Below are 20,271 nucleotides of genomic sequence, written 5' to 3'. Positions count from 1 at the left end.
TGAAAACTGAAGGAATCAATAGCATAAGGTTAGCGAGACCTTAGCATGGATAAGATCTATTTTAGCTGAAAACTGAAGGAATCAATAGCTAGTGGATAAGACCAAGACCGAAGAATTAGGATCTATTTTAGCTGAAAACTGAAGGAATCAATAGCCGCAATTCAAAGGCTCTTTGTCGGCGCTGTGATCTATTTTAGCTGAAAACTGAAGGAATCAATAGCAAGTCTTTCAGTTTTGATGCCGGTGTCTGGGATCTATTTTAGCTGAAAACTGAAGGAATCAATAGCCTAGGATAGGTATAAAAGCTGAACTAAAAAGATCTATTTTAGCTGAAAACTGAAGGAATCAATAGCAGGAATTAGCATTGGAAATACTGCGGGCATGATCTATTTTAGCTGAAAACTGAAGGAATCAATAGCCTTACACGACCGCTTGAACGCTTGTGTTAGGATCTATTTTAGCTGAAAACTGAAGGAATCAATAGCTCATCTCCTTCTACCCGATTGACCCCCATTGATCTATTTTAGCTGAAAACTGAAGGAATCAATAGCCAATAGCAGAAAAGTATGAGCGATGTGGGAGATCTATTTTAGCTGAAAACTGAAGGAATCAATAGCACGCCTAGAACAGTACCCATTGCAGTACCAGATCTATTTTAGCTGAAAACTGAAGGAATCAATAGCGTCTGACGTGCCGCGGTTTGGCTTTTCTGGGATCTATTTTAGCTGAAAACTGAAGGAATCAATAGCCAGAGAAATTGATATAGCTCTTAGCTTCTTGATCTATTTTAGCTGAAAACTGAAGGAATCAATAGCACCAGACTTCTTCACCAGCAATTTTTGCGAGATCTATTTTAGCTGAAAACTGAAGGAATCAATAGCTACGAAGCACCGCATAAAGCGGATGTGCTCGATCTATTTTAGCTGAAAACTGAAGGAATCAATAGCCACCGGTTTGGCTTCACTCTTTAAAGACAAGATCTATTTTAGCTGAAAACTGAAGGAATCAATAGCGATCGGACGCACTTTGTCTATTATGGATTTGATCTATTTTAGCTGAAAACTGAAGGAATCAATAGCAGCCAAGAATAATAAAACGGAGGCGATATTGATCTATTTTAGCTGAAAACTGAAGGAATCAATAGCCTGATATTTAGATTTTAGTAACTACACTTTGATCTATTTTAGCTGAAAACTGAAGGAATCAATAGCGAGAGCGGCCACCGTTTGCGTGACATTATCGATCTATTTTAGCTGAAAACTGAAGGAATCAATAGCTGTATTTTGCGGTGTGGTCATTTTTCATGAGATCTATTTTAGCTGAAAACTGAAGGAATCAATAGCATTATACGTTGAAAAATACAATAAGCAGATGATCTATTTTAGCTGAAAACTGAAGGAATCAATAGCCAACTTCTCTTGCCGATCAATTTGCTTTAAGATCTATTTTAGCTGAAAACTGAAGGAATCAATAGCTAAAGTTGTCGGAAGTGCGTCCCACATCTGGATCTATTTTAGCTGAAAACTGAAGGAATCAATAGCCAACTAGAATTGCATCCTTATCCACTGATGGATCTATTTTAGCTGAAAACTGAAGGAATCAATAGCCATTTCCGTCTAGCGAGATAATTGAGTGAGATCTATTTTAGCTGAAAACTGAAGGAATCAATAGCGGATAATTTTTGCTTATCTCGTTCCTTGTTGATCTATTTTAGCTGAAAACTGAAGGAATCAATAGCCAACTAGAATTGCATCCTTATCCACTGATGGATCTATTTTAGCTGAAAACTGAAGGAATCAATAGCCATTTCCGTCTAGCGAGATAATTGAGTGAGATCTATTTTAGCTGAAAACTGAAGGAATCAATAGCGGATAATTTTTGCTTATCTCGTTCCTTGTTGATCTATTTTAGCTGAAAACTGAAGGAATCAATAGCCAACTAGAATTGCATCCTTATCCACTGATGGATCTATTTTAGCTGAAAACTGAAGGAATCAATAGCACGAGAAGTTTTGCACCGCCGTGTTCGTGGGATCTATTTTAGCTGAAAACTGAAGGAATCAATAGCGCTGTTCTGTGTACTTGCGCATAATGACCGGATCTATTTTAGCTGAAAACTGAAGGAATCAATAGCATGGTTCTGGATTTTAGTTGTCTTTATTGTGATCTATTTTAGCTGAAAACTGAAGGAATCAATAGCCCTTGGTTAGCTCAATTTTCTTAGATACATGATCTATTTTAGCTGAAAACTGAAGGAATCAATAGCTACTGAACTAGTTAATCAATATAATAAAAAGATCTATTTTAGCTGAAAACTGAAGGAATCAATAGCCTTTCAATGTAAGTCAATACCGATTTAGTGGATCTATTTTAGCTGAAAACTGAAGGAATCAATAGCCACAATCATTACCATTACGATGCTCGCTGGGATCTATTTTAGCTGAAAACTGAAGGAATCAATAGCTCTCTATACTGAGAAATAAATATGTCTTGAGATCTATTTTAGCTGAAAACTGAAGGAATCAATAGCACTCCTGGTTCAAACATTGAATACTATGTGATCTATTTTAGCTGAAAACTGAAGGAATCAATAGCTCCACTCAGCCAGCTCATAATGATATGAGTGATCTATTTTAGCTGAAAACTGAAGGAATCAATAGCGCCAACACGTAAGGCAATTAGTGGCGTTTGGATCTATTTTAGCTGAAAACTGAAGGAATCAATAGCCAAAGGTAATCACAGGTATCGTTCGCTTATGATCTATTTTAGCTGAAAACTGAAGGAATCAATAGCCAAAAGCAATGATGAACCTTATATTTATAGATCTATTTTAGCTGAAAACTGAAGGAATCAATAGCTGACCGTGTGTGTTATTTCTTCGTCAATTTGATCTATTTTAGCCGAAAACTGAAGGAATCAATAGCTCAGCATAACATAGTAAGATATAAGGCTGGAAATTGTCTTCATAGTTGCGAATTATGTCGGGTTTTCAACGACTCGAATTTATACTAGGTTTCTAATATTTGCCTTTATGTGTTGACTTTTCTAAGCTTACTGACCTTCTTGGCGGATGGGAGGAAGCCTATTTTTAAATAGAGAGTGTCGGCTTTTATTGTGAAACCATCATATCAGCCATAACTACATATTTTTTTGTGCCAGTACCGGTGCCACTTGCTTCGTTTTCAGAAGCAAATTTAACATTGCAAATACCAATATTTCCTTGCTTTACTGCCAATGAACAAGCATTTTCAATAGTTTTTTGAAGGCTTTTACCCTCACTGAATACCACATTTCCTGTCGATTGATAACCTTCTAATGCCTGACCCATTGTGATTAAAGTTTTGTTTGAATTGTTATTAAATAATCCCATGATATTAACTCCTTAATTTACATTCATTTTTGTGTTTAAGATATTTGTCTTGGCTATAATTATTCCATCAGAAGTTTCAATGCAAACATTTGGCATTACTGTCCATCCGTAAATATCTTTGGCTTTATGAACTAAAATAAAAACACTGTCAGCAATTTGTGATTTGTCTGTATTACTTGCCACGTAAATAGTGTCACTAACATAAATAGTAATTCCATTGGGTTCGCCAGTGAGGGGATCCTCATCGATCTTATAGTCTAATATGGTACCTTGAGAGTTATCAACTGTTGTTTGCAGTTGGTTTTTGAAACTATTAAGATTAGTTTTATTTGTAATGATTGATTCAGAGTTTGCTTCCGCAGAGGCGGCTTTTTTAGCTGAGGAACTGGATGTTGCGTTTATAGATGTTCTTTAACATCATTCGAAACTGTGGTTCTTGAATGGGATGTAGATGTCTTCATCGCAGTCTCTCGTTTACTACTGGCTATTTTTAATTTATTTTTTTTTGCAATGAACCTGTGTGAAGGTTTAACGATAACTGAGTCTGTGGCGGTTGTTCCGTCCTTTGTTACGGTAATGTTAACTGTTTTCTTCTTAGGACTGACTAAGTTGTAACTAACTTTAAATCGGCCTTGTAAGTTTGCTTTTGTTGTGTGGGTGATTCCTGTTGTAACCGATGCATCAGTATTTGTTTTTTCAGAAATAATTGCCACACCATCTGAATCGGTTGTCACAGTCCTTTTATCTAAAGATATCTTCGTTTTAGCGACTTTTGAACTACTTACTACAGCCGTTGCACCATTGTTCTTTGTAGGATCAATAATATTTCCTATTGATCCGGCAACAAATAAAACTACGATTAAGATAAACCACTAGCGTTTATAGAATGGTTTTTCCCCGTTTTTCATAATAGTTCACCAATTATTTTGCTGAACTACTTGAATCAAGGTTTAGTGGGGCTTCTTCTTGTAGTTTAGTAACTTTATAAGCCTTTTGTCCCAATTTTTTACCATCAACACCTTGGGTAGCTTTAAGAACAACCGGAGTGGAAGTGTTATCAAGATTATATGTGGCTACCCCTTTAACAGATCCACCCTTATTAATTTTTTGAGATTGATTTTTAAGCTCAGTGTCATACCCGTTTGGGGTTGACCCAACTTCTAGTTCACCCTCGGTATTCTTATTCTTTTGGTAGGCATTAAAGACTGCTTGCCACCCGCTGATGGCATCAATATCCTTTTTAGTTCTGTTTGTGATCGTATATTCGAAAATAATCCGGTTATGATCGTCAGTATCACTAGGTTTTAAGAATTTAACTTTGTTAATTTTGATCTTTAAATCGTGAATTACCACAGCATTCTTTTTAAACTTGTATTTTGTCGCGGCCTGAACTTGAGAACTCTGATTAAAAGTTGGTGTAAATACTCCCGCGCCCATTCCTAATAATGAGACAGAAATTAGACCACCCAATCCTAATTTACGTAATTTCATTTTAACTCCTCCAAAATAAATCAGCTTTTAATGTCATCAGTATTTGGACAAATTAGACCACATAGCTTCGTTTTTATTTTTGCCAAATGATTCTACCTTGATAAAGGACATTATCAATTTTTCCTTCACGTTCGTCTTTATAGATGGAAAATCTTTGTCATCAAAGTCATAAAAAAATAGGCCGGTTCATGAACACAAACAAAATAGTATCTAAATCTATTTTAACTGAAAGTTGAAGAAATCAATAGTGAAAAACCGTGGTGATACACTGGCGGGGCGCTGTGATTACAAAGTATAAGTACTTAAAGATTGCATTAAAGTTCTTGAAGGAAGTGAAAGGTTTTAAAATCAAGGTGGGATAGCTTCTAGTGGAAATTGATAAGGATAGTACCAGAATAGGGTATACCAATGGCCAAGCACATCATGCTGATGAAGTCATGAGGCAAGTACTTGCAGGTTTTATTAATTTATTTAATGAAGATTTTGAAAATTGCTGGTAAAAGCTTTTTCTAACGATAAAACAATATTCAAGAATTAAAGGCACCTAGTAATTGTGTTAAGTGTTATTTTTATGCCTGGTGTATGAACATCCCCGATTAGATTCAGGTGAACGGTATTCGTTATGAAGTTGTTCTTAAGCAATTAAGCGTGATGGGAGTGGCGACTTATTGTTGGGTGAAACGGATACTATCGAAAATGCAATTACGATCAATATTAGGTTACCAACCGACCATCAACAACAGTAAACCTTATATTGCACCCGGTGGCATTTGAGAGTGGTACGTTGAACTACTTACCGATGAATGCACAATAGATTCGGATAGCTTAACAATTGTACCAAGTATTTATTGATAGCGATGTCTTTCCCTAGGTGCGGACCATTAAATAAAATCCGAGAAGGGTCTTCCAGGACTTTATACAAGTAAAGACGACAATCTATTTTAGTTGAAGGCTGAAAGATCTGTTCACGTTAAAAACGTAGTACTAATACTTCTAATTCTGCGGCAACAATAGATATTGATGCTGCTCTGGTTGATCAGTGATACGCAATAAGAATGTTATCTGTAATCTTTTAGCAGAAAAAGGTTTATTACACCAACTAACTACAATAGAAGAGTAAGCTACTGCGGCAACAATCAATTAAAACAGCAATTTTTTGAAAATTATAATGTTTTTATCGAAAAAGAATGCGCTTTCTTAGCAAAAGCATTATAATAAACTTATTCCAAGATGACTTTTGCAAGCTATAGGTTCCCTGAGGCTAGTATAAGTGACTAGAAAATTTACTTAAGTCTTGGAATCATACTTATAAATAATCCGGCCTAAACCACATTAAATTGAATTTAGGAGAAGATGCCTATGAGTATTGAATTGAATTTTCACGTTAAAGTGAAACTAAGCAAAGAAATACTTATTTTACTAGTGACATTACTATTACTAGTTAACTAGTCGCCTATAAGCTAATCTCAAACGGGAACTTATAGTAATTGGATCTACTTTAAAGTAGACTCCAGATAAAGCTCTGTGCCCCCAACTCAATTCAGTTGGGGGCCATCTTTTTATACCGGCGTAAAATTCGATGTGTTATTATATGCCTATAGTTCATTTTGACTGGCAAATAGAGATTTATATACTCCTGGAGTGAAAACCATGCATTATCAAACGACTTTAAGTACGCGTCCGTTTATGTACCTAGAAACAAAAAAAGTGGCGCAGCGGCTACAAGATGGCCAATCGCTTGCTGAGGTTCGTTCGGCAGCGATTGAGCAGAATTTTTTGCAGTTACCATCGCGGTCACGCCAGTTGGCGGCTATTAATGTTATTTTGAAACGTCTTGGAACACTGGACGTTTATTTAGTGCACCAATTTTTAATTGCTGATCGGGAAACGAGTAACTTGATTCTGTTGTATGCCATAATGGCTAGTGATCAATTATTTCAGGAGTTCATGCGGGAAGTTTATTTACAAAGAATTACCGGTATGGAGACAAGTTTGACTAAGCAAGATGTGTTAAAATTTTTAGCGGAAAAGTCGACGCAAAGTGAAAAAGTGGCACGCTGGACTGGTGCTACGCAAAATCGTTTAGCAGCAGCCTACTTACAGGTATTGCGTGATAGTGGCTTAATGCGCGCTGGGCAGTTGGTTAAAGGAATACTGGCAGCAGATGTGGCGCAGTATTTGCATCAATATGGCAAGCAGTCACTGTATGAAGTTTTAATAGGAAGTCGGGTATAGTCATGCGAACTACGGCACAGCGTTTAAATGCATTACAGGATAAATTGTTGGCAGAACAATTTGTTCACAATACTGGCCTAGGTAACGAGGTTGGTTTTTATATCTTTGATTATGTCCCGCAAGATGAGCTTTTAGTACGCGCGCGAATAGTAGAAATTCAGCAATATACTGAAAAAAGGCTGCAAGTAAAAATACAGAATTTTGATTTGTTTAAAATTGTATTGCAGTTCTTTGAGTCGCGGGGCTACATGGATAAAAATTTTCAAATGGAAGCAAAACGTGGTAGTGCTATTTTATTTGAGCGAATGCAAAAGGCGCTTAAACTGGCAACTAATCGCGATGAGTTGGTTGGCTATATTACTGCTCATTATGATCCGAATGCAATTATTTTTTTGACTGGTGTTGGTACAGCCTACCCAATTGTACGGTCGCACAACTTGCTAAACAATTTGCAGCCGCTAATCACGCAGATGCCACTTGTATTATTTTATCCAGGTACATATTCGTATAATAAGTTAAAATTATTTGATCAGTTAGATGATGATCATTATTATCGGGCGTTTCGCATTGTTGGAGATTAAGATTGCAATTACTTAGCTGCAGTTTCACCACAAAAACTATTAATTGATCTTAATTATGCAGTAGGAGGAAATTTTATTAATGGAAATTAAACAGTTGTTTAAAAAGCCAATTGAACGGGAAATTGAAGGAGTTATTAAAATTGGGCAAGGTGCTAATGACCATACCTTTCAAGAGTTGGATGAATATGTGATTACTGATGAAATTGAGCAGCATTTAACAACTTTTTTCGCGGCTTACGATCATTCATTAGCGCAACCAACTGATCAGATCGGGGTTTGGATTTCTGGTTTCTTCGGGTCCGGGAAATCACATTTTTTAAAAATATTAAGTTATTTACTGCGGCAAGATTTACAGGTGGCGTCAAAACGACCCCTAGATTTCTTTACTGATAAGTTGACCCATAATCCTAAACTATTGGCGCAAATGCAAAAAGCATTGACCGTTCCTAATGATGTAGCGCTGTTTAATATTGAGTCAAAATCTGAAGCCGATAGTATGCAGCAAAAATCAGCAGTCGTTAAGGTATTCAATAAAGTCTTTAATGAAATACGTGGTTTTTCAGGGGCAAATGCCTGGATTGCAGAAATGGAAGAAACTTTGGCCAATAAAGGGCAGTACACTGCGTTTAAACAGGCCTTTGCGGATAAGGCTGATGGCTTAAGTTGGGTAGAAGGTCGCGACGAGATCTTTTATAATGAAGATGCGGCAATTGCGGCGTTGGTCGAGACGACTGATATGAGTGAAGAAAGTGCACGTCATTTTATGGAGGCTGGTGAATCCAGCTACACAATTAGTGATGAATCATTTGCTAAACGGGTGCAGAAATATGTTGCCCAGCAGCCGGCTAACTACCATTTGGTTTTCATGGCCGATGAAATGGGACAATATATTTCTGAAAATGGTCAGTTGATGCTTGATTTACAGATGGTAGTCGAGGATCTTGCCCAATATTGCCACGGTCAAGTCTGGGTTGTGGTGACTAGTCAGCAGGATATTGACTCCCTAAAAAAGGGCGGCATGTCGTCGAATGATTTTTCAAAAATTCAAGGGCGGTTTAACGCGCGCTTACCACTAAGTTCAGCCAACGCCGATGAAGTGATAAAAAAACGTTTGTTGGCCAAAACACCAGCGGCGGTAACCGAATTAGCGTCGATTTATACGGCCAATGAAGCAATTTTAAAAAATAAGCTCACTTTTACTAACGACACGGCGCAAATGCAAGGCTTTACGGATCAAAATGAATTTGTGGCATCCTATCCATTCATCCCGTACCAATTTAATCTACTACAAAAAGTTTTTACGGGTATTCGCGAACATGGTTCAGTGGGTAAGCATCTATCCAGTGGTGAACGTAATTTATTATCGGCGATGCAGTTTGCCGCGATTACTTATGAACATGCACAGCCCAACGTACTAGTACCGTTTGATATTTTCTATAAAAATATTGAAGCCGCACTGGAAAACTTAGTTCGTTCACCAATCATTCAGGCAGAAAGCAATGCAAAGCTAAATGATTTTGATGTTAGAGTCTTAAAGCTATTATTTCTAATCCGTTACGTTAAAGAAATTCCGGCTAATATTGATAATTTGACCACACTTTTAATTGAGCAGATTGATGAAGAGACGTTAACTTTGAAGGAAAAAGTTCAGAAAAGTGTTAATCGCTTGGAAAGAGAATTTTTGATTCAGCGGCGGGGTAGTGAATACGTCTTCTTAACTAATGACGAGCAGGATATTAACCGAGAAATTCAAAATGTTACTGTTTCCAATAATGACGTGGTTAAATATCTTGGTGAAACGATTTTCACGGATATTTTGCAGCTTAAGCAGTATCGCTATCAGCCTTTTGCCAAACAGCCAGGTCTAAATTACAATTTTGAACTTAATCAGTGGATTGATATGGTTCCAATTAAAACGGCACGGTCGGCCTTAACACTACAAATTATTAGTCCGAATAATTTAGAAGTCGCCGGCGATGAGATGGCGGCGGCCCAATCGTTAGAGGCAGGTAAAGTGATTGTTCTGTTGCCAGAGCAGGGCACCTATATGGACGATATTATGAATTTCAAACGAATCGATCAATATTTGCGCGAACCAAATCATAATCAAACCGATATTTATGCTGACATATTAAACCATAAGAGCCGTGAGCGAACGGCCTTATCGGTGGATATTAAAACACAAGTTGAGGCGGCTTTGGCTGATGCTAAGGTGTTTATTAATGGCGCAGTGGTTAAGGCCAGTGGTGGTTCATTGATCAGTACTGCCTTAAAACAATTGATTGAAGTGACTTATAACAAAATCACTTATGTGACGCACAATTATGATCGTGAGGATTTGACCGCACTATTTTCAACCCAAGGCGATTTACTATCCGCACAGACTACCGACCCTAATCATCTCGCCACTGAAGCAATTTTCAATGATATTGAGCAGCGGGCGGCGCGGCATATTCGGGTTTCATTGCGTGAATTGGCCGAGAGTTTTTCAAAGATTCCGTTTGGTTGGCAAGAAACGACAATTCTGGCTAGTTTGATTCGCTTACTTAACGATGAAAAGATTCAGTTGCGAGTGCAGACTGAACGTTTAATTCCGGAAGACAACTTAACACATTTTATTAGTTTAATCACGCGGCCCCGAGAGCAGGAAAAAATTGTGGTTGAACAGCGCGTTTTGATTCAGGAACGTTACGTTAAAGCAGCTAATGAATTAATGAAGGAAATGTATAATAAGACGATGACGCCGGCCAAAGATGACGAGCGCATGGTTGAGTTACAGGACCAACTGCGGCATACAGCAACTGAGTTAGATGCCTTGCAGCGCCGTTATGCCGGACACAATCAATATCCTGGTGAGCAAAATATTAACGCTGAGTTACGAATCCTTAACAGTTTAATTGCACAACGCGACGCTAACCAGTTTTTTGAACGCGTTTTTAAAGAACAGGATGAGTTATTAGAACTTAACGATGATAATGAATTAGTCAAGCAGTTTTTTGCTAACCAGGTCGAAATTTTTAATGCGGCATTGATTATTAATACAAAATATCAGCGTGACCGTGATTATTTAACCACTGCAACGGCTAAACAGTCTGGCAAGCGGATTGCAGAAATTTTAGGCTTTGCGGAACCTTATGCTTTGATCAAAGGGCTGCCAGAGTTGGTTAAAACTTATAAAGAGGCCATCTTTACGGAAATTGAAACTGCCGCGGCACCGATCAAACAGGAGCTGGCTAATGATCAGGCCAATATGGAAGCTACCTTGACGAACGCTGAATTACAGCAAAAGATCAAACCGCAAATTGAGCAACAATATCGTGATTTAAACCGGCAACTGGACGATGCAGGAACAATTGCTGACGTTCGTGGCGTCATGGCGGATAAAGATATTACGAAGGGCCGCTTTATTACCTTGATTAATAAAGCACAGCGGGAAATCGCCGCTCGAGAAGTGCCGGTACAGCCAGTACCATCTAAACCGGTAGTTAGTAATGGAGTGCATACTTTTGGTGTCGGTACAGATACTTCTGGTAATGGGACAACCAAAATTGCGGAGACAACGCCGGAACCAGTGGCACCCGCGCCTAAAGTAAATATTTTAGCGCGGACTGCAGTCTTGCCTGAGCAGCAAGTTGTTATTCATAATGAGGCTGAACTAAACGCCTATTTGGCAGAAGTGCAGCAACATTTGCAACAAGAACTAAAGGGTGTGGATGAACTACGGATTATGTAGCTAAGTGGAAAGGGTTGCTATACTCACAAGTTGAGTACAACAGCGCTTTTTATTTTGGTGAGCTGGTGACTTTTAGCTGTATTTCCTCTAAACTAGAGATTGAGTTTAGTACAATATATTGTGCTAATTAGAAATTAGGGAGTAATTAAAAATATGGATAAAGCGGCTTTGAAGAAGTTTGCGGTGAACGCCAAACAGCATTTATTAAGCAGTATTCAGGCATATGCACGTAATCATTATTTATTAAATGATCAGCAACTGCCAACAATTGAACACCATGCTGCCGGAAGCCTATTAATTTTAGGTGGTAAAAAAGTTAAACTGAATGCAATTGAAGAAAAAGAATTTCGTCATCTTTTAGCAAAAATACAGGATTTCCAGCACGATTCGACTTTGGCCGAAGCCTTAGAGCAATTATTTGAAGAAGTGGCCTTTACCTGGTTTAACTGGTTGGTGGCTTTACGCTATATGGAATTACATGATTATTTACCGATTAAAATGCGTATTTTATCTTCAGAAACGGCCGGTAAAAAAGAGCCTGACGCACTATCAAGTATTTATGATTTAGTGGATGATTTAGCTTTAGAGCCGACAATTCTGGCATTAATCAATGACGATACCGACTTAACGCGCTCAGAGAAAGACATTCGCTTATATCAATATTTATTGAAACAGCAAATTAAGCAGTTAAGTCAAATTTTACCCAGCGTTTTTTATCCCGTGCAAGGTGCCGAATCATTGTTATTACCAGAGAACTTATTACAACCTCAAGGGATTATCGCTGATCTACTGGCGAGTGGCATCCCTGATGAAGATTGGAATAATACCGAAATTATCGGTTGGCTATTTGAGTACTACAATATTGAAGAAAAATCAAAAGTTGGCGGTTTAAAAAATCATAGTGTCTCTAAACGTGAACTGCCAGTTGTGACACAATTATTTACCCCAAAATGGATCGTTCAATATATGTTGCAAAACTCATTGGGCAACTTATATTTAGGGCTACATCCGGACACTAGTTTGACGGATCAATGGCAGTATTATCTAGGTCATGCGGGTAATTTAGTACTCCCCAATGATATTCAACGATTAGAAGATATTAAAATAATTGATCCCGCCTGCGGTTCGGGCCACATTTTAATTGAGGCCTTCCGGATGCTCTATGATATGTATTTGCAACAAGGTTACTTACCACGAGAAATTCCACGGACAATTATTGAAAATAACTTATTTAGTTTAGATATTGATAAGCGGTCGATTCAAATTACCCAAATTGTTTTGTTAATGGAAATGCTGGCTAAAACACCACGTTTATTACGGGCAAAGCAGCCTGTTGTCTTTAATGTCTTTGAATTTCAGGATTCCTTACAACCGACAACGATCGAGGCGCTGCAATCAGCTTTTGATTCAGCAGAAATTGAACAGATTCGCGTTCTGGAACAGCAATTTACGGATGCAAAACAGTTTGGCTCATTGCTACAACCAGCAACAGTTGACTGGCAAGATTTTATTCAAAAAATTAGTACTTTGGTGTCAGATCAAACTGACCTATACCAACAAGCGCAAGTTACCGAATTACGTGAACGACTGTTGCCGTTATTTCAGTGTGCCTGGTTATTAACCCAACGCTATGATGTGGTTGTTACGAATCCGCCGTACCATAATAAATACAATCCAACGCTGAAAAAATTTATGCAACAGCACTATAAAGATGTTAAATCAGATTTATACTCGGCCTTTATCAAAGAGACTTTCTCAATGACAAAGCCAAATGGTTATGCTGCATTGATGAGTCCGTACACCTGGATGTTTATTTCCTCACACGAAAAATTACGGCGCTTTATCATCAATAATGGTACGATCAGCAGTTTAGTTCAATTGGAATACTCTGCGTTTGAGGACGCCACTGTGCCGATTTGTACCTTTGTTTTGCAGCATCAACAGGAAAATACACAAGGCGTTTTCTTACGTTTGGAGTCCTTTAAGGGTGCGTCGGCACAACCAAGCAAGGTGGCCGAAGCAGCGAGTGATCCAACAGTAGATTATCGGTATGTGCGGGATGTGCATTCATTTGAAGATATTCCGGGAGCGCCGATTGCTTACTGGGCAAGTGGACGAGTACGAGCAATCTTTAGAGATAATCCTAAATTAGGGGAGATAGCAGAACCCCGTGTTGGACTACAAACGGGTGATAACAATCAATTTTTACGATTATGGTACGAGGTTGCAAATAATAAAACGGGATTTCAAATAAAAAGTAATAATGAAGCAAAAGATAGTGGCAATAAGTGGTTTACCACAACAAAGGGTGGTAGTTATCGAAAATGGTATGGTAATAACGATTACATAGTTAATTGGGAGAATGATGGTTATGAAATAAAAAATTATGTGGATTTTAAAGGAAAACAAAAATCACGGCCACAGAATATAAACTATTATTTTAAAACAGGGCTTACTTGGTCAACAACATCGTCAAGTGAAATTTCTTTTAGACTGCAACAAAATAGTATTTTTGAACATAAGGGATCGGTTCTCTTTCCAAAACAGAAAAATGATTTTTATGCAATTTTTGGTTACATTAATAGCAAGGTGCCCATGCTTTTTTTGAAAGCATTAGCTCCAACTTTAGATTTTGCTGAGGGTGCGGTTGCAAAATTACCATATAAACCTGTGAGTGAAATACCTGAAATCACTGATCTTGTCCAACAAAACACCGCCCTCTCCAAGTCAGACTGGGACGCCTTCGAAACGTCATGGGACTTTCAGCAGCATCCCTTTCTGCAATATCGCACCGACACTAATTTATTGGCCGATGCCTTCGCTAACTGGCAAACAGCGGCGGCCCAACGTTTTGCACAGTTAAAATTGAATGAAGAGGAACTTAACCGCCAATTTATCGACATCTATGGTCTACAAGATGAATTATCGCCAGAAGAAACGGATAAAGAAGTCACAGTCCGGCAGGCTGATCAGGGCAGGGATGTGCGTAGTTTTCTGTCTTATTTGGTAGGGGTGATTTTTGGCCGTTATAGTTTGGATGAGCCGGGCTTAATTTATGCTGGCGGCACTTTTGATCACACGCGTTACCATACTTTTCAGCCTGATGACGATAATGTGATTCCGATCGGTTTTGCTAAGGGCTACTATGAGGATGATATTGTGACACGAATCAAACAATTGTTGACGTTAATCTTTGGTGCTGAACAGTTAATGGCGAATTTAACTTTTATTGCTAATAGTCTCTATCCAGATAGTGCCCAAGATCCAGAGGAAGCGTTACGCCACTATTTCCTGAAGGATTTCTACAAGGATCATTTAAAAATTTATCAGAAGCGGCCGATTTACTGGGAACTTTCTAGTGGTAAGCAAAATGGTTTTAAGGCGCTCATTTATCTGCATCGCTATACACCAGCTTTATTGGCGCAGATTCGGACAGCGTATTTATTGCCATTAATGCGGACAATTGATCGTTTATTGACGTTGACTAACACTGAAGTTGATTCAACCCGAGCTAAGGCCGCGGCCGAAAAGCAGCGCGCCAATTATCAGCGCCAACTAACTGAATTACGCCAGTATGAAACGGTGGTGCAATATATGGCCAACCGCGAATTGGTTTTAGATCTAGATGATGGCGTGAAGGTCAATTACGCTAAATTTCAGAACATTGAAGTCCCCAGTGAAGATGGTACGAAAACGCAGAAATTAAATGTTTTAACTAAAGTGAAAATGTAATTAGAGCGTGTTTGAAAAAGCGCTCAGGTTTTGAACACTAGCCTAGTAAGGCGCAGAAATCTGCTTTTTAAACACGTTTAGGCCAAATTAACGGTAAAGGTCAACCTAATAATATTTTCCAAACATAATTAGAGTGAAGCAGGTGAAAAAATGGCGACCGAGACCCAGACGTTATTACAACAACGATTTGATGCACCTTTACCGGATTACCAGCAACGGCGAATTATTTTTTGGTATGATGAAAATCAGGATTATGCGCAAGAATTAGCGGCTTATCAACTAACTAATGTGGTGACGTTAACGGTGACGCCAAATAATTATTTTGCGGTTAAATATCAAATTGAAGTGCAACAACCAGAACAGAATTTTTTGCTTTATTTACCAATGAGTCGCCCGGAACCACAAAGTGATCCGTTACACGATATTTATTTATACTCGCAGCCAGAGTTTCACGTCGATCGTTTAAGTCAAGTGCTGGATGAATTACACATTGAGGATCAGGACGCTTATCGCGGGACGCTTTTAATTTATAAAAACTTCTTTGAGAATAAACAGCGGCAAAAAAGCCTACTGACGCTTTTGCAAAATGAGTCCGCAATCACGCCCGAAAAACTAACATTAGGTATTTTTCTAGTATTAGTTGGTGGTAAACGATTCAGTTTCGCTAATGGGTTAATATATTTGTTGGTTGAATGGGCGCAAGAACAAGATACTGCCTGGCAAAAATTACAACGTTTTGGCAATTTAAAATGGTTTTGGCAGCAGGTCAAGCAGAATTTTAATTATCAAGCCAAGCAACCGAATTTGGCTGATTTAGCTTGTGCGTTATTCACCACCAAAACGGCGGCGGAGTTCAATGATAGGGTGCCAAAAAATTGGCAACAAAGACAACTGCAACCAGCTAATAATGCAATTGTCTTTGTCGATCAATGGCAAAACGCGCGTGATTTAACAGCTGAGTATGAAGTAGTCGCAAATCGAGTAAGCGAGCTATTGCGGATCGATGACTTTACGCGGGGTAAATCGGTTGATTTTCTGGCTCAGGGTAATACTTTTGCGGCCTACGATGTTGCGTTGATTACGTTAGTGGCACAGCAGTTGATCGAAGGCGGCGTTTTGTATGATGATTACGAGCTTCAATTAATTAAGCGGCGGACGGACTTTTGGAATAACCATTTTCAGGCCAGCTATCGTGCGTTGATTCAGGCTATTCGCCTATTGCGTAGCTTGGCTAATTTAACGATCGACGCCACTACGGTACAGGCCTTGTGGCAGCAGTATCAGGAACAATTGATGCAGCTCGATCAGGCTTACCGTAAGTTTTATCGTGCCTTTGATCAAATCAGTGAACCAAGTGATGAACTACGCGCGCTACAACAGAAGGTGGAGCACTTTTATACTGATGGTTACTTACGGCCTTTGGCGCAGCGCTGGGATAGTTTAATTAGTGAACAGCTACCATTAACACAAGTATTACCAACGGCCGCGTTTTATAGTAAAAAAGTGACGCATTTGGTCAACGATAAACGCCGTGTTTTTGTAATTGTGGCTGATGCACTGCGTTATGAAATCGCCAGTCAGCTACAGGATGAGCTTAACCGTAACCAGCATTTTGATACGGAACTAGAAGCGTTGGAGGGCACGGTACCCTCATATACTGATTTGGGGATGGCGGCATTGTTACCACATAAACAGGTGGCGCTTAACGCCAAAGGTAATATTGAAGTTGACGGTCAGTTAAGTGCTGGCGTCGAAAATCGGCAACGTATTTTAGCAAAAGAACTGCCTGATTTGAAAGTTACAGCACAAACTGCCAAATCAATTTTGGCGGCTAACCGCGATCAATTACGGCAGTTGTACAAGGGCACTAACGTTAATTATATTTATTTGGATGCGATCGATGCCCGTGGTGATAATGCTAAATCAGAGGATGAAGTATTCGCCGCGGTTGACTTAGTGCTGCAGCAACTACAAGAACTAGTAGGAACCTTGGCCCGTTATGTCAATGCCACAACCTTTTTTGTCACTGCCGATCATGGTTTTTTGTATACCCGGCAGGCGCTGACCAAACTGGATAAGATTGAACAACCGGCAGGTATTGTGCATAAGCGACGTTTCGTTATGAATACGGATAAAATCCCGGCTAGTAATACACACACGTTTGCGTTACCGAACTTAGCGCCAGGAAACCTAGCCGTTCACGTGCCGGCCGAGCTACTACGTTATGCAGTTCAGGGCGGTGGCAGCAAATATGTTCATGGTGGTACAACGTTGCAGGAAATCATGGTGCCACTGTTAACCATTAAAACAGAACGTAATGCGCGCTCACCGCAACAAGTCGACGTTGTTTTATTAACAGAACTGACAACGGTTGGTAGCTATAATCTAACCTTATCGTTTATTCAAATTCAGCCGGTTTCTAATTTACGCCGCAGCAAACAAATTTTAGTTTATTTGGAGGACACAACGGGTAAAGTTATTTCCAATCAAATAACGCTGATTGCTGATTATCATAACGATTCAGTACAACAGCGAACCCTGACCGGAAAACTGATTATTGCTAACGATATTTCGCCACGCTATCAGCAAGGAACCTTGGTGATCGTTAACGCCGCTAATCCAAAAGATACGCAGTGCCAGACCGTAAACTTAGATTTACCGGAAATTAAGTAAAGATTGATTAGCGGGAAAATATTTTAAGCCTTAAAGAAGTGATTAACCTGTGTTTCTGCTAATAGTGCAGAGATACGGGTTAAGTGTAAGGTGAATTTGTAATTGTCGTAATTAATCGATATCCAATGAATAAGCTTGTAATCAGTGCGCTTCTGCGATTTAGCTTGAATAAGTTTAAATAAATTTGTTGCCCCAGTACGGCCCTAGACTCCAGCTTGTAAAGCAAACAGCCTATTTAAACGGATTTTCATCTCTGAAAAGGTTGCCAATCTTTTAAAAATTTGGTAAAATGTATTTATTCAAGAACGGTCGCTCCGTTCACGAATACAGTTTTTGGCTGAAAACTGAAGGAATCAATAGTAATTGGATCCTAGTTTACTAGGATGCCAGTGAAGCTCTAACCCCAGTAGGATTTATCCTGCTGGGGTTATCTTTTTGTGTCATAGAATACGTGTATTGAAATTGGAATAAGTTAAATTGAATAATAATTAGTTGCTAGGTTGTTAACGGAGTGAGTATTTTAGTTATGAAGAAAAATGCTGTAGAACGGTTTAATTAGATAATATCAATTTCATTTATGGGCCAGTCCTTAAATGAGAGCTGGTTGTTAATGAAAAAAACAACATGTTTCTGAGTTGTTCAAAATGAGCAACTCAGCGAACACCGTAATATCAATGTTTCTTGAACCAATCGTTTTGAACGGTTCATTCTGAGTAATTAAAAAAGAACAATATCGAGTTTGGCCGCTCGCTAAATTAATCACTAAAATGTCTGATGGTGTATTAATATTAAAAGTCTTTATGGATTTCTTCGTTTGGCAAAACTATTCATCTATACTTTATAATCTCCCTTTTTATAATTAAGGGGGTGTTTCGGAAAAAATCAAACGGTATTAACTAAGTTATGTTATAAATTATGAAAGTAGATCAAAGAATTCTGCAATAGCGTATACTAAACGAAAAAAAGTTAGGAGGCTGAGGTCAATGCGGCGTAAAGAAAGAGAAGTTACTAACCAGAAGGAAATTATGGCCCTTTTGCAGTCTGCGCACGTCATTCACATTGGGATTCAGGCCACTGATTATCCCTATGTCGTACCAACAAATTATGGGTTTGAATTTGTTGCCGGGCAATTGATTATTTATGTGCATGGCGCACCAATTGGTCGTAAACGGGATTTGATTGCCAAACAGCCCAAAGTTGGCTTTGAAATTGACGATGGTAACCATTTAATGGCATCGGACAATGGTGATCCAGGTAGAAATTCCTTTGCTTATCATAGTATTATTGGTACCGGGAACGCCGAATTAGTTGCGGATTTTGTGACTAAGAAACACGCATTACAAACAATTCTTGTGCATGAAACTGGTCATACTTGGGCTAACATTAAGGATCATGACGTTGACTATGTAGGCATCATTAAAATTATAGTAAATCAATATAGTGTTAAGGCACACCATGACCCAAAATAATAACCAGGTCAGGAGCAACTAATGAATAATAAAGTAGATTACCAGCAAATTATTGCGGAATTAATCAAGTTTCGTGATGATCGTAACTGGAAAAAATATCACAGTTTAAAGAATCTAGCCGAGTCTCTGAATCTGGAGGCCAGCGAAGTATTAGAAATTTTTCAGTGGAAACCAGAAAGTCAACAGTTGGATGAGGCCGAGGTTGATCATTTAAAAGAAGAGTTGGCTGATACGCTAATTTATAGTTTTTACATGTGCGAGAAACTGGGTGTGAACCCCCTGGAAATTGTGCGGAAGAAAGTTGAGTTTAATCAGAAACGGCATTGGAAGATTGATAATTAATTTTGGTTGATTGAAAATATTCTCAGGGATACAGGCGAAGCAAATTTATGCTTGGCATGACGGACTGATACCTAGTCAATAAGTTGCTAATGAGTGTAAATAAACTTGTATCGATTATGGCTCTAGGCCGACTTGAATAAATTAATATATAGTAAAAGATGTTGTGAATAGGCCTGTAACTAGCATGACTCTATGAACTGGCCTAAATAATTTTTTATATCGAGTAAATGGGCCATTTAATAAGATTTAATCTATGAAGATCTTGATACTTTGCTAGAAGATGGTTATTCAAGAATGGCTGACTCAGATTAAAGTTAAACCGAAGAAATCAATAGTAACTTGATTCTGGTTTACTGGTCTATCTCTTATAAGTGTTAACCTCGGTGGAATTTATCCGGCCGGGGCTATTTTTTTTGTGAAATTTGGTGAACCTGAACACATGAACTACCAAGGAGTAGTTCAGGTACACAAAGATTTTGTTCATCCCCAAGTCCAACCACCAACAATACAAAAAATTATAGCAAAATAACAACCAATATTGCCAACTTCTTCACAATATAATACAATATCTGAAACTTGAAAGTATGAAGACAGACTGATCCCTTGGTATCACAGGGCATATTTTAATTAATTTAACCATTTAGCT

At 38.5% G+C, this 20,271-nt stretch carries 11 protein-coding genes and 1 CRISPR repeat array (1 of these 12 only partly in view); of the genes, 8 read left to right on the top strand and 3 right to left on the bottom strand.

Translation table 11 applies throughout. The annotated features are described in order from the left end of the window. A CRISPR array of direct repeats spans window positions 1–2,923; the repeat unit is 36 nt; unit sequence GATCTATTTTAGCTGAAAACTGAAGGAATCAATAGC (it extends 1,331 nt beyond the left edge of the window). 185 nt (window positions 2,924–3,108) lie between these two features. From EKM61_RS07310 to EKM61_RS07300, 3 genes are all read right to left on the bottom strand, one after another. Further along, the gene (locus EKM61_RS07310) at window positions 3,109–3,369 is read right to left on the bottom strand and encodes a hypothetical protein (RefSeq protein WP_068224090.1); all 261 of its coding nucleotides are present in this window, start codon (window positions 3,367–3,369) and stop codon (window positions 3,109–3,111) included. A gap of 398 nt (window positions 3,370–3,767) precedes the next feature. Then, on the bottom strand, window positions 3,768–4,103 hold the full coding sequence (locus EKM61_RS07305; RefSeq protein WP_068224092.1) for a hypothetical protein: 336 nt from the start codon (window positions 4,101–4,103) through the stop codon (window positions 3,768–3,770). A gap of 187 nt (window positions 4,104–4,290) precedes the next feature. Then, window positions 4,291–4,860 (bottom strand): DUF5067 domain-containing protein, encoded by a 570-nt coding sequence (locus EKM61_RS07300; RefSeq protein ID WP_068224094.1) that lies wholly within the window; start codon window positions 4,858–4,860, stop codon window positions 4,291–4,293. A gap of 368 nt (window positions 4,861–5,228) precedes the next feature. Here EKM61_RS07300 and EKM61_RS12295 point away from each other — a divergent pair, with 368 nt between their 5' ends. The 8 genes from EKM61_RS12295 (at window position 5,229) to EKM61_RS07265 (ending at window position 19,625) form a co-directional block, all read left to right on the top strand. Next, complete coding sequence (locus tag EKM61_RS12295; protein WP_257749678.1) at window positions 5,229–5,360, top strand: hypothetical protein; 132 nt, start codon at window positions 5,229–5,231, stop codon at window positions 5,358–5,360. 1,150 nt (window positions 5,361–6,510) lie between these two features. After that, window positions 6,511–7,095 carry a DUF1819 family protein gene (locus EKM61_RS07295; protein WP_068224095.1) on the top strand — a complete coding sequence of 195 codons (585 nt, stop codon included), beginning with the start codon at window positions 6,511–6,513 and terminating at the stop codon, window positions 7,093–7,095. A 2-nt stretch (window positions 7,096–7,097) separates the two neighbouring features. Next, entirely contained in the window at window positions 7,098–7,676 is a 579-nt protein-coding gene (locus EKM61_RS07290) for a DUF1788 domain-containing protein (protein ID WP_068224097.1), read from the top strand. A 79-nt stretch (window positions 7,677–7,755) separates the two neighbouring features. Continuing rightward, on the top strand, window positions 7,756–11,409 hold the full coding sequence (brxC, locus tag EKM61_RS07285) for a BREX system P-loop protein BrxC (protein WP_068376961.1): 3,654 nt from the start codon (window positions 7,756–7,758) through the stop codon (window positions 11,407–11,409). A 153-nt stretch (window positions 11,410–11,562) separates the two neighbouring features. Further along, window positions 11,563–15,141 (top strand): BREX-1 system adenine-specific DNA-methyltransferase PglX, encoded by a 3,579-nt coding sequence (gene pglX / locus EKM61_RS07280; protein WP_068376958.1) that lies wholly within the window; start codon window positions 11,563–11,565, stop codon window positions 15,139–15,141. A 150-nt stretch (window positions 15,142–15,291) separates the two neighbouring features. After that, window positions 15,292–17,814 carry a BREX-1 system phosphatase PglZ type A gene (gene pglZ / locus EKM61_RS07275; protein ID WP_068224101.1) on the top strand — a complete coding sequence of 841 codons (2,523 nt, stop codon included), beginning with the start codon at window positions 15,292–15,294 and terminating at the stop codon, window positions 17,812–17,814. Window positions 17,815–18,797: 983 nt separating this feature from the next. Further along, window positions 18,798–19,283 carry a pyridoxamine 5'-phosphate oxidase family protein gene (locus tag EKM61_RS07270; RefSeq protein WP_068224105.1) on the top strand — a complete coding sequence of 162 codons (486 nt, stop codon included), beginning with the start codon at window positions 18,798–18,800 and terminating at the stop codon, window positions 19,281–19,283. A 21-nt stretch (window positions 19,284–19,304) separates the two neighbouring features. Next, window positions 19,305–19,625: a nucleotide pyrophosphohydrolase gene (locus tag EKM61_RS07265; RefSeq protein ID WP_068224109.1), complete on the top strand. Its 321-nt coding sequence runs from the start codon at window positions 19,305–19,307 to the stop codon at window positions 19,623–19,625. Window positions 19,626–20,271: the final 646 nt, after the last annotated feature.

Origin of the sequence: Loigolactobacillus backii (assembly GCF_003946275.1) — a bacterium.
Lineage (GTDB): Bacteria > Bacillota > Bacilli > Lactobacillales > Lactobacillaceae > Loigolactobacillus > Loigolactobacillus backii.
Note: the sequence above shows the minus strand (reverse complement) of the source record. Positions and strands in the feature narration are given on the sequence as shown.

Excerpts from the sequence above, each read along its gene's own strand:
- pglZ (WP_068224101.1), top strand. The coding sequence starts at position 15,292 with ATGGCGACCGAGACCCAGACGTTATTACAACAACGATTTGATGCACCT.
- EKM61_RS07265 (WP_068224109.1), top strand. The coding sequence starts at position 19,305 with ATGAATAATAAAGTAGATTACCAGCAAATTATTGCGGAATTAATCAAG.
- brxC (WP_068376961.1), top strand. The coding sequence starts at position 7,756 with ATGGAAATTAAACAGTTGTTTAAAAAGCCAATTGAACGGGAAATTGAA.
- pglX (WP_068376958.1), top strand. The coding sequence starts at position 11,563 with ATGGATAAAGCGGCTTTGAAGAAGTTTGCGGTGAACGCCAAACAGCAT.
- EKM61_RS07295 (WP_068224095.1), top strand. The coding sequence starts at position 6,511 with ATGCATTATCAAACGACTTTAAGTACGCGTCCGTTTATGTACCTAGAA.
- EKM61_RS07300 (WP_068224094.1), bottom strand. The coding sequence starts at position 4,860 with ATGAAATTACGTAAATTAGGATTGGGTGGTCTAATTTCTGTCTCATTA.
- EKM61_RS07310 (WP_068224090.1), bottom strand. The coding sequence starts at position 3,369 with ATGGGATTATTTAATAACAATTCAAACAAAACTTTAATCACAATGGGT.
- EKM61_RS07290 (WP_068224097.1), top strand. The coding sequence starts at position 7,098 with ATGCGAACTACGGCACAGCGTTTAAATGCATTACAGGATAAATTGTTG.
- EKM61_RS07270 (WP_068224105.1), top strand. The coding sequence starts at position 18,798 with ATGCGGCGTAAAGAAAGAGAAGTTACTAACCAGAAGGAAATTATGGCC.